9 protein-coding genes and 2 tRNA genes are annotated in these 12,458 nt (G+C 75.4%); 8 read left to right on the forward strand and 3 right to left on the reverse strand.

Annotation, left to right across the window (positions count from 1 at the left end; all coding sequences use genetic code 11):
- Positions 1-41 precede the first annotated feature (41 nt).
- The 5 genes from ACRWNP_RS01330 to ACRWNP_RS01350 all read left to right on the forward strand — a co-directional run bounded on the left by ACRWNP_RS01330 (position 42) and on the right by ACRWNP_RS01350 (position 4,407).
- Positions 42-698, forward strand: a complete 657-nt coding sequence (locus tag ACRWNP_RS01330) for a DUF3566 domain-containing protein (protein ID WP_431959219.1) — start codon at positions 42-44, stop codon at positions 696-698.
- A gap of 53 nt (positions 699-751) precedes the next feature.
- A tRNA-Ile gene (locus tag ACRWNP_RS01335) sits at positions 752-825 on the forward strand.
- Positions 826-980: 155 nt separating this feature from the next.
- Complete coding sequence (locus ACRWNP_RS01340; RefSeq protein ID WP_018559211.1) at positions 981-1,121, forward strand: DLW-39 family protein; 141 nt, start codon at positions 981-983, stop codon at positions 1,119-1,121.
- A gap of 164 nt (positions 1,122-1,285) precedes the next feature.
- Entirely contained in the window at positions 1,286-3,175 is a 1,890-nt protein-coding gene (locus ACRWNP_RS01345; RefSeq protein ID WP_431958976.1) for a vWA domain-containing protein, read from the forward strand.
- Complete coding sequence (locus ACRWNP_RS01350; protein ID WP_431958977.1) at positions 3,172-4,407, forward strand: hypothetical protein; 1,236 nt, start codon at positions 3,172-3,174, stop codon at positions 4,405-4,407. Before ACRWNP_RS01345 ends, ACRWNP_RS01350 begins: the two co-directional genes overlap by 4 nt.
- On the opposite strand, the gene ACRWNP_RS01355 is transcribed toward ACRWNP_RS01350, so the two are convergent.
- Together ACRWNP_RS01355 and ACRWNP_RS01360 are read right to left on the reverse strand one after the other, a co-directional pair.
- Entirely contained in the window at positions 4,396-5,649 is a 1,254-nt protein-coding gene (locus tag ACRWNP_RS01355) for a serine/threonine-protein kinase (RefSeq protein ID WP_431958978.1), read from the reverse strand. The genes ACRWNP_RS01350 and ACRWNP_RS01355 overlap by 12 nt on opposite strands.
- Positions 5,642-6,208 (reverse strand): helix-turn-helix domain-containing protein, encoded by a 567-nt coding sequence (locus ACRWNP_RS01360; RefSeq protein WP_431958979.1) that lies wholly within the window; start codon positions 6,206-6,208, stop codon positions 5,642-5,644. The genes ACRWNP_RS01355 and ACRWNP_RS01360 overlap by 8 nt, the downstream gene beginning before the upstream one ends.
- 111 nt (positions 6,209-6,319) lie before the next feature.
- Here ACRWNP_RS01360 and ACRWNP_RS01365 point away from each other — a divergent pair.
- From ACRWNP_RS01365 to ACRWNP_RS01375, 3 genes are all read left to right on the forward strand, one after another.
- Positions 6,320-6,392 (forward strand) — tRNA-Ala (locus ACRWNP_RS01365).
- A gap of 97 nt (positions 6,393-6,489) precedes the next feature.
- The gene (locus tag ACRWNP_RS01370) at positions 6,490-9,852 is read left to right on the forward strand and encodes a BTAD domain-containing putative transcriptional regulator (protein WP_431958980.1); all 3,363 of its coding nucleotides are present in this window, start codon (positions 6,490-6,492) and stop codon (positions 9,850-9,852) included.
- Between the two features lie 56 nt (positions 9,853-9,908).
- Entirely contained in the window at positions 9,909-11,501 is a 1,593-nt protein-coding gene (locus tag ACRWNP_RS01375; protein WP_431958981.1) for an MFS transporter, read from the forward strand.
- Between the two features lie 94 nt (positions 11,502-11,595).
- On the opposite strand, the gene ACRWNP_RS01380 is transcribed toward ACRWNP_RS01375, so the two are convergent.
- Positions 11,596-12,363 carry a DUF5324 family protein gene (locus tag ACRWNP_RS01380; protein WP_431958982.1) on the reverse strand — a complete coding sequence of 256 codons (768 nt, stop codon included), beginning with the start codon at positions 12,361-12,363 and terminating at the stop codon, positions 11,596-11,598.
- Positions 12,364-12,458 lie beyond the last annotated feature (95 nt).

Genomic DNA, 12,458 nt, shown 5'->3' on the forward strand with positions numbered 1-12,458 from the left:
AGGGCGCCGCGGGTGGGACGGGCGCGGACGGGGGGCAGCCGATGCCGGCCGCCCTTCCGGACGCGATCGGCGGTGCCCCTGGCCCACGTACGGACAACGGCCCGCACCAGGGGGGAATCACCGTGACTGACACCCGTCCATCGCAGCACCAGCACGCCGTGCAGCAGCAGACGTATGGCGGCGGCGTGCCCGGCGGCCCGGTCGCCGAGCAGCCGCAGCAGGCGCCCCAGGGCCCGCACCAGCCGCCCCAGGCGTACGCGCCCCCGGCCGGTCCGCCCGCCGCCGCGGGCGTCCGCCAGCCGCGTCCGGCGGCCCGTACCGTGCCGCGCACGCGCAAGGCGCGGCTGCGGGTGGCGAAGGCCGACCCGTGGTCGGTGATGAAGGTCAGCTTCCTGCTCTCCATCGCGCTGGGCATCTGCACGGTCATCGCGGTCGCGGTGCTGTGGATGGTGATGGACGCCATCGGCGTCTTCACCACGGTCGGCGGCACCCTAAGCGAGGCCACCTCGTCCGGCTCGGACGGCGGCTTCGACCTGGTGTCGTTCCTGTCGCTGTCGCGCGTGCTGACCTTCACGGCGGTCATCGCGGTCATCGACGTCGTGCTGGCCACGGCGCTGGCGACGCTCGGCGCCTTCATCTACAACATGTCGGCCGGCATGGTGGGCGGAATCGAGCTGACGCTGGCGGAGGACGAGTAACCGATTTTGGGCCACGGCCCCGTGTGCGCTAATCTTTCAACGCAACGCAGCGCGGGGCTATAGCTCAGACGGTTAGAGCGCTTCCCTGATAAGGAAGAGGCCACAGGTTCAAGTCCTGTTAGCCCCACCGCGTGAACGGCCCGTACGGATGATCCGTACGGGCCGTTTCCTTGAGCGCGCCGGCGGAGTTGGTTCCGGTGGCAGGTCACCGTTCGATATCGACCGGTGTGTATAGTCGGGCCCGTCGGAAGACCCCCAACGCAAGAAGGACGAGGTCGCGCGGTGAAGAAGTTTCTCCTGGTCGCACTGGCCGCCATCGGCGGTCTCCTCGTGTACCGCCAGATCCAGGCGGACCGCGCCGAGCAGGACCTGTGGACGGAGGCCACGGACTCTGTTCCGGCGGGTTCCGGCGCGAGCGTCTGAGACGGCTCAGCCCGGACAAAGGATTCCCGGAGCCCCGATCACGATGTGGTCGGGGCTCCGTCATGTCCGCGTCGTTGTTGCCCGACCGTGACGTGTTCCGCTTGTATTTGCTGTCGCAAATCAATAGCTTCGCTGAGGCCGACGATGTGCGAGGGGGACAGCACATGCGACGAGGAAAGGCGTTGCCACGCGGGCCGGTGGGGCCGCTGTGGGCCGCCGCGTGCGGGCTCGCCGTGCTGGGCGCCCTGCTGGGCCCGGTCGAGGCGGCACGGGCCCGGGCCGTCGGCGACGGCGACGGGCTGGTCATGGTGCTGGACTCCTCCGGCTCCATGGCGGGCGCCCGCATGACGGCGGCCAGGAAGGCGGTCGGCGCCGTTGTGGACGCGCTGCCGGACGGTTACCCGACGGGGCTGCGGGTCTACGGCGCGGGCCAGCAGCACGGCTGCGACGACACCAGGCTGCTGGAGCCCGTGCGGCCGCTGGACCGCGACGCCGTGAAGCGGGCCGTGGCCGGCGTGCGGCCCAAGGGGGACACCCCTATCGGGCTGTCGCTGGAGAAGGCGGCCGCCGACCTGCCGGGGGGCGGGCGGCGGACGATCGTGCTGGTCTCCGACGGCGAGGACACCTGCGGGGCGCCGAAGCCCTGCGAGGTGGCGGCACGGCTGGCCGGACAGGGCGTGGACCTGCGGATCGACACCATCGGCTTCCAGGTGCGCGGCGGCGCCCGCGAGCAGCTGGAGTGCATCGCCGAAGCGGGTCACGGCAGCTACCGGGACGCCCCCGACGCCGCCTCGCTCGTGCGCCAGTTGACCCGGGCCTCCCGGCTGAGCGCGGACGCGTACCGCCTCCAGGGCCGGCGGGTGACCGGCGGGACGAGCGCCGCCGGTGCTCCCGGCCTGTCCCCCGGCCAGTACGTCGACGACATCGTGCCCGGTGAGACCCGCTGGTACGCGATGACGCTGGACTCGGCCGCCACGGCCGACCTGGCGGTGACCGCGGTGCCGCGGCCCGGGGTGAAGGTCGCGTACGGGGACGGCGTCGAACTCCGGCTGGCCGGCACCGGCACATACCCTTTCACCTGCGGCTCGGACTCCGCGCACTTCGGGCAGGACGAGGGCGCGATGGTGATCGGCGGCGCCGTGAGCCGGATCCCCGGCGACGACGGGGACGGTGTCTGCGACAAGGCGGGGCGCTACGTGCTCTCCGTGCACCGCACCAGCGCCGCCGGCTCCGACCGGGCCCGCTGGCCTCTGGAGTTGCGGTACGGCACCGAGCGGCCCTTCGCGGCGGGCGCCACCCCGGCGCCGGCCGCGACCCGTTACGGGGACCCGCCGGCGGCCCTGACGGGCGCGCCGCGGGACGTCGAGGGCGGCACGGGGTTCAACGACGCGCGCAGGCTCGGCACGGGCATCTGGCGGGACACGCTGCTGCCCGGCCAGACACGCTTCTACAAGGTGCGGGTCGGCTGGGGACAGCGACTGACGTACACCGCCGACTTCGCCAACGAGCCGCTCCTGGAGGGGGGGTCCACGGCCTCGTCCTTCGTGGCGACGGCCGCTTACGGGCCGGGACGGCAGCCGCTGGACGACGTCTCCGGGGCATTGCAGCGCCGCGGCTATTACGGGCGGCCGCTGTCCGTGGGGCTCGGCACGGTGCCGGTGACGTGGACCAACCGCTGGGTCGCCGGCGGCAGTGCCCGGGGCGCCCGCACGGCGGGCGAGCACTACGTCGCCGTGTCGCTCGGGCCGGGTGCGGCGGGGCTGGCGCGGAACGCGGCGGTGGGGGTCGTCCTGCGCGTGAACGTGACCGGTACGGAACTGGCCGGCCCGCAGTACGACGCGCCCGCGCGCGGGGGCGGTCCGGCCGTCGGCCGGGACGACGGGGAACGGACGCCGGCCGGGGAGGCGGACACCGCCGCGGCCGGCGCCCCCGGGGACGGGGGTGGCTTCATGACGGCGGCCGACGTGGTCGCCGCGGCCGCGGGCGGCGCGGTGGCGCTCGCCGGGGTCGGGACGGTGGCCCTGCTGGGCCGCAGGCGGAGGGACGGGGCATGATCCGCAGGGCACTGACATCGGTGGCGGCGGCGCTCGCGCTGCTGGCGGGAGCGACGGGTGCGGCGTCCGCCGACCCGGCCGTCCCCTCCTGGCAGCCGCAGGGCGTGGAGGTACGGGGCCGGGCGAGTACCGCGGACGCCCCGCGACTCAAGCCCGGCGTCCTGTACCGGGACACCCTGGCGGCGGATGAGGGCGGCCGGAACTACGCCCTCGACCTGGACGCGGTGCACTCGGCCTACCTCGCGGTCTTCGCACTGCCCCGCCCGGGCACCGAGGTGGCGTACGGGGACGGCATCGAGCTGACGCTGACGAGCACCGACGGCACCCGCTGCGACAGCGACTACCGGACCTTCTCCGACGACGGGGCGGCGCGACCGATCGGCACCTGGGTCAAGCGCACGATCGGCGAGGACGGCCCGTGTCAGGAGGCGCACGCGTACGTCCTGGAGGTGACCCGTAAATCGCAGGGCACTTCGGACGCCGCGCCCTGGCCGCTGCAGATCCGCTTCACCAACGAGCCGGGGCTCACCGACGGCGCCACGCCCGGGCCCGCCCTCAATCCGGGCACGCAGACACCGGTGCCCGCGAGCGGCACAGCCCACGGGACCACCGGCGGCGCGGACTTCGCCCATGCCGGGGTCCTCGGCACCGGGGTCTGGAAGGACGCGGTGCTGCCCGGCCAGACGCGCTTCTACCGGGTGCCGGTCGGCTGGGGGCAACAGGCCTGGGTCGCGGCCGACTTCGCCAACGCGGACGTGACGAAGCCGGGCGGCTTCAGCGGCTCCGGCGTACGCGTGGAGGTCTACAACCCGCGCTGGGCCTTCATCGGCACGGACACGGCCTCCTACTCGGGCGAGCAGACCTCCGTCACCGCCACGACCGGGAAGGTCGCCTACGCCAACCGCTACGAGAGCGGCGACGCCGTCTCTGCGGCCCGTTTCGACGGCTTCTACTACGTGGCGGTGTCGGTGCACCCGCAGGTCGCGGGCTTCGTCGACGGAGCCGTCCCCGTCACGCTGCGCGTCAACGTCGAGGGGGCGGCGCAGCCGGGGCCGTCGTACGCCGGTGACCCCGGCGAGGACCTGGACCTCCCCGGAGAGCCCGGCTCCGGGAACCCGCTGCTGCGCGCCCTCGGCTTCGCGGCCCTGGGCGCCGGCACGGTGCTGCTGCTGTCGCTGGCGGTCTGGACGGTGACCGCGCGGCGCGGGCCGGCCGCGGCCTCAGGACGCTGACAGGGCCCAGAAGCCGAAGGCGAGGCAGAGGGCCGCGACGAGCAGCATCGGCACGACGACCTTGGCAGGAGGGCCGGGCCGGCGCGCGGGTGCCGGTGCGGCGACAGGGGCAGCGGCAGGGGCGGCGGGCGTCGCCGGGGCGACGGCCGGGGGCGCCGGCGGCGGCGGGGCGAGGGCTGCGGCAGGGGCGGCCACCGGGGCGCCGGCACCCGCCACGGTCGCCGTGTACGGACGGGTGGGCCCCGGGGTGACCGGCGCCTGCGTCGGCGGTGTGGGCGGTGCCGGGGCGGTGGCGGCCGCCGGCGGGGCGGGCGCGGGCGGCGGTAGGCGGAAGCTCCCGGTCTCCTCCGCCGACGGCGCCGGGTCCGCCGGACCGTCGGGGGAGAAGCCCGCGGGCAGCGGCCCGATCTGGTCGAAGACCTCGACGGCCTCCTCGTCCGGCTCCGGGTCCGGCAGCAGTTCCACCGCCGCTGCCAGGGCCTTGCGGGCGCCCGCGGCGGTGCGGAAGCGGGCCTCCGGGTCCGGCTGCAGCAGGGTGCCGACCACCTCCCACAGCGGGCCGGGGACGCCCTGTGGGGCCCGCGGCATGCCGTGGGCGTACTGGGTGACGACCGCCTCCGCGTCGGGCTTGCTGCCGCTGAGCAGGTAGAGGGCGACCAGCCCCGTGGCGTACAGGTCGGCGGGGAAGTCCGGCTCGGCGCCGAGCAGCTGCTCCGGGGCGAAGTAACCCGGGGTGCCCACCACGTAGTTGGCCGCGGTCAGCCGGGGCTCCCCCTTGCGCATGGCGATCCCGAAGTCCGACAGCCGCAGGTGCGGGCGCCCGGTGCCGGTCGCCTCCATCAGGAGGTTCGCGGGCTTGATGTCCCGGTGCACCACGCCCTCGGCGTGCACGGCGCTCAGACCGGAGAGCAACTGGTCGAGCAGACCGCTGACATAGCGGGCCGGCAACGGGCCGTAGTCGCCGATGAGGTGCGACAGCGAGCCACCGCGCACCAGGTCCATGGTGAACAGCACCTTGTCGTCGTCGGCCGCCCAGCTCGTGGGGGCGAGGACGTGCGGGTGGTCGATGCGCAGCGCCTGCTCCCGGACGAAGCGCAGCAGGGCGTGGGCGTCGCTCTGCAGCAACACCTTGGCCGCCACGTAGCGTCCGCGCCGCCGGTCCCAGGCACGCCACACCGCGCCCACCCCGCCGCGCCCGATCGGATCGACCAGTTCGTACCGGCCGGCGAAGAGCTCACCCATGGCGTGCGTCCGCCCCCTGCTTCCGCGCCTCGTAGTCCCGGACGGCCGCGTCGGCCGGCCCGGCGCCGTACACCCGGAGGAACTCTGCCAGTTGGGGGTGGCGCTGGGCGAGGAAGCCGGCCGCCTCGGCGATCTCGGCGGGCGAGGCCACCCCGTGCAGCAGCGAGCGGATCTCGTGGACGACCCTGCGCGCGGGCGGCAGCGGCGCTCCGGTCGCGCTCTGGGTGGTGCCGAGCAGGGGCGAGCCCTCGGAACCGCGGATCTCCTCCATCCGCGGTACGGCGTCGGCCGCGGTCACCGCTCCGCCGGACACCTCCGCGGCGAGCTCCTGCAGCGCCTGGAGCCGCTGTACGACCGCCGGATTGCCGATCTTCGCGCGCTGTCCGCTCATCAGCTGGGACAGCATCGGCGCCGACAGCCCCAGCACCCCCGCCAGCCGCGCCTGGTTCAGCCCCAGGTTCTCCATGAGCCGGCGGAACAGTACGCCGAGCGGCTCGCCGTACCAGGTGCGCTGCATGTCCTGGACGCGGGTGGTGGCGTCCGGCTGGGAGGTGTCCATTGCGGGCTCCTGACGGGGGACCTTTGCGGCCGCGAACTTGCCCGTCATCCTACGGACCCCCGATACTCGGTCGGTGATCCTCTCCGCAGCCGGTACGCTGGTCTGCGGCACGGGGCCTTAGCTCAGTTGGTAGAGCGCCGTCTTTGCATGGCGGATGTCAGGGGTTCGACTCCCCTAGGCTCCACACCGTCCGACCGGGCCGGGAACCTCAGTGAGGTCCCGGCCTGTCGTGTCCCCGGGGGCTGGTGCCGGTCGTGGACCCGTGCGGCAGAATCGGCGGCGTGCGTTTCGGCATTCTGGGGGAGACGAGAGCGCTGCGGGACGACGGGGGCACCGCCGCCGTCGGAGGCCCGGGACGGCGGGCGCTGCTGGCGATGCTGTCGCTGGAGGCGGGCCGGATCGTCAGCACCGAGCGGCTGATCGACGGGCTGTACGGGGACGAGCCGCCCGCCGGGGTCGGCAACGCGCTGCAGTCCCAGGTCTCGCGGCTGCGTGCGGCCTTGGGTGTGCCGATCGAGCGCCATCCGGGCGGCTACCGCCTCGTCGTCGCCCGGGACGAGGTGGATGTGCACCGCTTCGAGCGGCTCGCGGCCGAGGGACGGGAGGCGCTGGCGGCCGGTGAGCCCGGGCGGGCCGCCGGGCTGCTGCGCGGCGCGCTCCGCCTGTGGCGGGGCTCCGCCCTGGCGGACGTGGGCGACGCGCCCTTCGCGCCGGCGCAGGTGGCGCGGCTGGAGGAACTGCGGATCGCGGCGGTCGAGGACCGCATCGCGGCCGAGTTGGCGCTGGACGCCCGGCACCACCAGGAACTCGTGGCCGAACTGCGGGAGCTGGTGGCCCGGTACCCGCTGCGGGAACGACTGCGGGCCCAGCTGATGCGGGCGCTGTACAGCTGCGGCCGCCAGGCCGAGGCGCTACGGGTGTACGAGGACGCACGGCGTGAGCTCGCCGAGTCCCTCGGTGCGGACCCCGGTCCTGAACTGGCGGAGGCGCATCTGGAGGTGCTGCGCGGCGCGCCGTCGCCCTCCCGTGCCGCGCCGCCGGCGGCCCCCGGGGGCACCGCGGGGGCCGCCGGCGCGCCGGATGGCCGGGCTTCGGGTGTTTCACGTGAAACATCGTCCGTGGAAGGCCCGGGCGGGCGGCCCGTCCTCCGGCACGGGCTGCCCGCCCAGCTGACCAGCTTCATCGGCCGGGAGGAGGAGCTGGCCCGGATCGGTGCGCGGCTCCGTGACGCCCGGCTGGTCACGCTGACCGGCCCGGGCGGCGCGGGCAAGACCCGTATCGCGGTGGAGGCGGCCGGCCGGCACACGGGCGAGGTCTGCTTCGTTGACCTCTCCGGGCTCACCCATGGCTCCGAGGTGCCGCAGGCGATCGCCGGGGCGCTGGGCCTGCGGGAGGCGGGCCTGCTTCCCGGGACCGCCGGGCGGGAGACCGGAGGCCCGGACGGCTCGCTGCCGGCCCGCCTCACGGCCGCGCTGACCGACCGGCACCTCATGCTCGTGCTGGACAACTGCGAGCACCTGGTCGACGACGTCGCCCGCATCGGCGCGGAGCTGCTGGCCGCCTGCCCGCTCCTGCGGGTCCTGGCGACCAGCCGGGAGGCGCTCGGCGTCAACGGCGAGACGCTCTGCCCGCTGGAGCCGCTGCCCCTGCCGGCCCCCGGCGCTCCGGAGGAGGACGTGCTCGGCTCCCCTGCCGTCCGGCTGTTCCTGGAGCGGGCCGCCGCCGTGAGCCCGTCCGGCCGGGTGCCCGACGCCGAGGCCGCCGCCCGGATCTGCCGGGCCCTGGACGGCGTCCCGCTCGCCATCGAGCTGGCCGCCGCCCGGCTGCGGTCGCTGTCCGCCGCCGACATCGCCGACCGGCTCGGGGACGTGCTCGCCGGGCCGGGCGACCGCTTCCGGCTGCTCTCCCGGGGCAGCCGCACCGCCCAGCCCCGCCAGCGGACCCTGCGCGGGGTCGTGGACTGGAGCTGGGAGCTGCTGCCCGAGGACGAACGCACCGTGCTGCGCCGGGCCTCCGTCTTCGCCGGGGGCTGGACGCTGCCGGCCGCCGAGGCGATCTGCGCGGGACCCCCGGCCGGTGCTGCGGACGGTGCCGCCATCGATGCGGAGGACGTGCTGGACCTGCTCGCCTCCCTCGCCGACAAGTCGCTGGTGATGGTGGACCGTCCGGAAGGCGAGGGCGGCGGTGACGGCGGCGTCCGCTACCGGCTGCTCCAGACCATCAGGGCGTACGCCGCCGAACGCCTCGCGGAGACGGGCGAGTCGGAGGCGCTGCGGGGGGCGCACGCCGTGTACTTCCTCGACCTGGCGCTGACCGCCGACCCATGGCTGCGCCGGGCCGAGCAGCTGGAGTGGCTGCGCCGGCTCGCCGCCGACCACGACAACCTGCACGCCGCGCTGCGCGGTTCGGTGGCCGCGGGCGACACCGCCCTGGCGCTGCGGCTGCTCGCCGCCCTGTGCACGTACTGGATGCTGCGCGGCATGCGCTACGAGGGCGCCCGGGCGGCCCGTCAGTTGCTGGCGGCGACCGGGCCCGCGGCGCCGCCGGGGCTGGCGGAGGAGTACGCGCTGTGTGTGATCACCGCCGCCTCCGTCAGCGCCGACCAGGCCGAGCTCGCCGTCCACCTGGCCGCCGCCACGGACGTCGTCGCCGGGCTCGGCGGGATGGCTCGCCGTTACCCCGTGCTCAATCTGCTCTGGGCGCCCTTCGCCGGGGTGCCGGACGACGAGACGTACGCCCGGTACGCGGACGGCGCGGCGAGCCTCGTCGAGCCCTGGCAGCGGGCCCTGGTCCACATCGGTTCCGGGTTCCGCGCGTGGATGGTCGGTGGTGACATCGCCGCCGCCGAGACGGAGTTCGAACGGGCTCTCGCCGGGTTCCGCGCCCTGGGCGACCGCTGGGGGACCACGATGGCCCTCACCCAGCTGGCCTGGCTGTCCGCCGCCCGGGGCGACGTGGTGCGGGCCGTGGGGCTGATCGACGAGGCCCTCGGCCACGCCGCCGGGCTGGGCGCCACCGAGAGTGTCGCCGAACTGCTCGCGGAGCGCGGCAGGTGCGGCCTGCGGGCCGGACGGTACGAGGAGGCCCGCGCCGACTTCACGCGCGCCCTGGAGCTGGCCCGCGGTTGCGGCGCCCGGGAGATGTTCGCCGGGGCCCACCTGGGCCTCGGCGAGTGCGCCCGGCTGACCGGCGACCTCGCCGAGGCACGCCGGCTGTCGGGGCTGGCCCTGTCCGAGTGCCTGGACGGCTGGTACACCGGCGAGAGCGCCCGCGCCGAGGCGCACATCGCCCTCGGCAGGATCGCCCAGGAGGAGGGCGACACCGCCCGCGCCCGCGGTCACTTCCGCGAGGCGGCGGGGGTGGAGCACGGGGCCCGCGACTTGCCGCTGGCGGCCGGCCTCGCCGACGCCTTCGCCGGGCTCGCGCTCGCCGAGGGGGACCCGGCGCGGGCCGCCGAACTGCTGGGCGTGGGCAGCGCGCTGCGCGGCCCGGAGGTGCCGGCCGGTCCCGACGCGGCCCGCACCGAGGACGCCGTACGCGCCGCCCTCGGCGACCCGGCCCACGACGAGGCGTACGCGCGCGGTGCGGGGCTCCCCACCGACCGGGCGCTGCGGGCGCTGACCGTGCTGACCGGGCACCCGTAGCCGCCGGTCAGCACGCGGTGCGCGGCCGGTCAGCGCCCGCGCGCACTGTGCCGGACATGACGAATCCCGCAAGCACTCACGACACCGCTGCCGCGGCCCCGGCCCGCCACCGGTGGGCCGCACTCGCCGTCTGCTGCCTGGCCGCCATGCTCCTCGGCATCGACAACAGCGTGCTCAACTACGCCATCCCCTCGCTGCTGAAGGACATGGGCCCGTCCGGCACCGAGATCCTGTGGATCTCCGACATCTACGGCTTCGCCATGGGCGGCCTGCTGGTCGTCATGGGCAACCTCGGCGACCGGCTCGGGCGCAAGCGGATGATGCTGCTGGGCGCCGCCGCCTTCGGTGTGGCGTCCATGCTCACCGCCTACGCACCGAACCCCGAGGCGCTGATCGCCGGGCGCGCGCTGCTCGGCGTCGCCGGGGCGGCGATGGTCCCCTCGACGCTCTCCGTGGTGCGCCACGCCTTCACCGACCCCAAGGAGCGCACCACGGCGATCGGGATCAGCAGCGGCATCGGCGCCGCGAGCTTCGCGCTCGGCCCCGTGGTCGGCGGACTGCTGCTGGACCACTTCTGGTGGGGCTCGGTCTTCCTGATCAACGTCCCGCTCATGGCTGTCGTCCTGGTGGCCGGTGCCCTGCTGCTGCCGGAGTCCCGCAACCCGCGGCCGGGGCGGCTGGACTGGGCCGGCGTGCCGCTGTCGATCGTCGGTGTGCTGGGCGCCATCTACGCGATCAAGGCCGGCTTCCGGGACGGCGCGGACCACGCGCCGGTGTGGATCGCCGCGGCGGTCGGCACGGCGTCGCTGGTGCTGTTCGCCCGCCGTCAGGTGCGGGTCGAGGAGCCCCTGATCGACCTGCGGCTGTTCCGCAACCCCGCCTTCAGCGGCGCGGTCGGCGCCAACCTGGTCATGATCTTCGCCTCGTCCACGCTGTCGCTCGCCTTCTCCCTGTACTTCCAGGTCGTCCGCGACTGGTCGCCCTTTACCGCGGGCCTGGCGCTGCTCCCCGGCCCGCTGGCCGCGGCCTTCGCCGCTCCGCTGGCCACCGCGCTGATCCCGCGACTGGGCCGGGCACGGGTGGTGGCCCTCGGGCTGCTGCTGCTGGCCGCGAGCACCGCGCTGCTCGGCCGGCTCGCCGCGCCGGGGACGCCGTACTGGGAGCTGCTGGCGCCGCTGGTCGTCAACGGCGCGGGCATCATCCTGATCGTCTCCGTCACCAACGACACGATCCTGGCGAGCGCCCCCAAGCAGCGGACCGGCGCGGCCGCCGCCGTCTCGGAGACCGCCATGGAGATGGGCGGTTCGCTGGGCATCGCGATCCTCGGCTCGCTGCTCGGCGCGGTCTACCGCGACGCGCTCGTCCTGCCCGCGGGGCTGCCGGGGGGCGCCGCGGAGGCCGCCCGCGAGTCGGTGGGCGGAGCCGCCGAGGCGGCCGTCCGGGTGCCGGGGGCGGACGGGGCGGCGCTGCTGGCGGCCGCGAAGGACGCCTTCAGCCACAGCGTCCAGGTCACCGCCGTGGTGGGGGCGGCGCTGCTCGCCGTCGGCGCCGTCGTGGCGCTGTGCACCCTGCGCGGGGTGCCCGCGGAGATCCCCGACCCTGAGGCCGAGGACGAGGTCCTGCCGCTGCCCGCGCCGTCCGGACGGTGACGGATGCGCACGAGCGGAGGGCGGCGAACCCGTCACGGGTTCGTCGCCCTCCGCTCGTGTCGTGTCACACCGCCCCCGGTGTCGGGCCGTCACGTCACGGGTGGGTGTCCCCGCGGTCGCGGCGGTCGTCGGCTTCCGCCTCCGCCTGCTTGGCCTGCACCTCGGGGTCGAGGGCGTCCACCGGCGAGCCGTCGACCTTGCCGAACGACGCGTCGGCCCCGACGCCGCCGTTGAGGGAGGCGCGGTCTGCGACCTCGGTGGCGGGCGCCGGCTCGACCAGCCAGTCGGGGTTGGTCTGCTTGCTCCACCACTTCCACGCCGCGAAGCCCGCGCCGGCGATGAGGCCCGCCAGCAGCAGGCCCTTGGCGAACCGTCCGTTGCGGGCCCGGCGCTCGCGACGGCGCTCCAGCTTGCGGATGTCGTCCGCCGTGACGTGGCTGCGCAGCACGGCGACCGCGGCGGCGCTGCGGGCGGCCGCCTCCTCCGCGGCCGGGGCCGCGACACTGCGCACGGTGGTCATGGCCTGGCCCACCCGCGGGCCCGTGAACTCCGCCGCCTGACGGGCGGTCTCACGGGTGCGCCGGGCGGCGGTGCCCACCTTCTGCTGGACGCCCGGCGGTACCGCTGACAGGGCCTGGTCGACGCGCGCCGCCAGATGCGCGTCGTACCGCGTGCGGGCCGCGGCGCGGGCCTGCCGCCCGGCCGCCGAAACCCGCGGTGCCAGGTACAGCCTGGCCTCGTCCGCGTAGTGCACGGCGTTGAGCTTCGCTGTGCCGGCGTACGGCGCCACCGCGTCCGCGGCGTGCCGCACGCTGTCCCTTGTCCTCTCGGCTGCGTCGCGCACGCTGTCGATGCGGGTCACGAGAACCTCCTCCTCGGTGGCGTTCGGTTTTCGCCTTTCCACCCGGTTTGAAATCATGCCCGCCACCGCGCGGTCCGGCATGTGCGCGCGGGCAT

This window comes from Actinacidiphila sp. bgisy160, assembly GCF_965342435.1.
GTDB lineage: Bacteria > Actinomycetota > Actinomycetes > Streptomycetales > Streptomycetaceae > Actinacidiphila.

Excerpts from the sequence above, each read along its gene's own strand:
- ACRWNP_RS01330 (WP_431959219.1), top strand. The coding sequence starts at position 42 with ATGCCGGCCGCCCTTCCGGACGCGATCGGCGGTGCCCCTGGCCCACGT.
- ACRWNP_RS01345 (WP_431958976.1), top strand. The coding sequence starts at position 1,286 with ATGCGACGAGGAAAGGCGTTGCCACGCGGGCCGGTGGGGCCGCTGTGG.
- ACRWNP_RS01350 (WP_431958977.1), top strand. The coding sequence starts at position 3,172 with ATGATCCGCAGGGCACTGACATCGGTGGCGGCGGCGCTCGCGCTGCTG.
- ACRWNP_RS01355 (WP_431958978.1), bottom strand. The coding sequence starts at position 5,649 with ATGGGTGAGCTCTTCGCCGGCCGGTACGAACTGGTCGATCCGATCGGG.
- ACRWNP_RS01360 (WP_431958979.1), bottom strand. The coding sequence starts at position 6,208 with ATGGACACCTCCCAGCCGGACGCCACCACCCGCGTCCAGGACATGCAG.
- ACRWNP_RS01375 (WP_431958981.1), top strand. The coding sequence starts at position 9,909 with ATGACGAATCCCGCAAGCACTCACGACACCGCTGCCGCGGCCCCGGCC.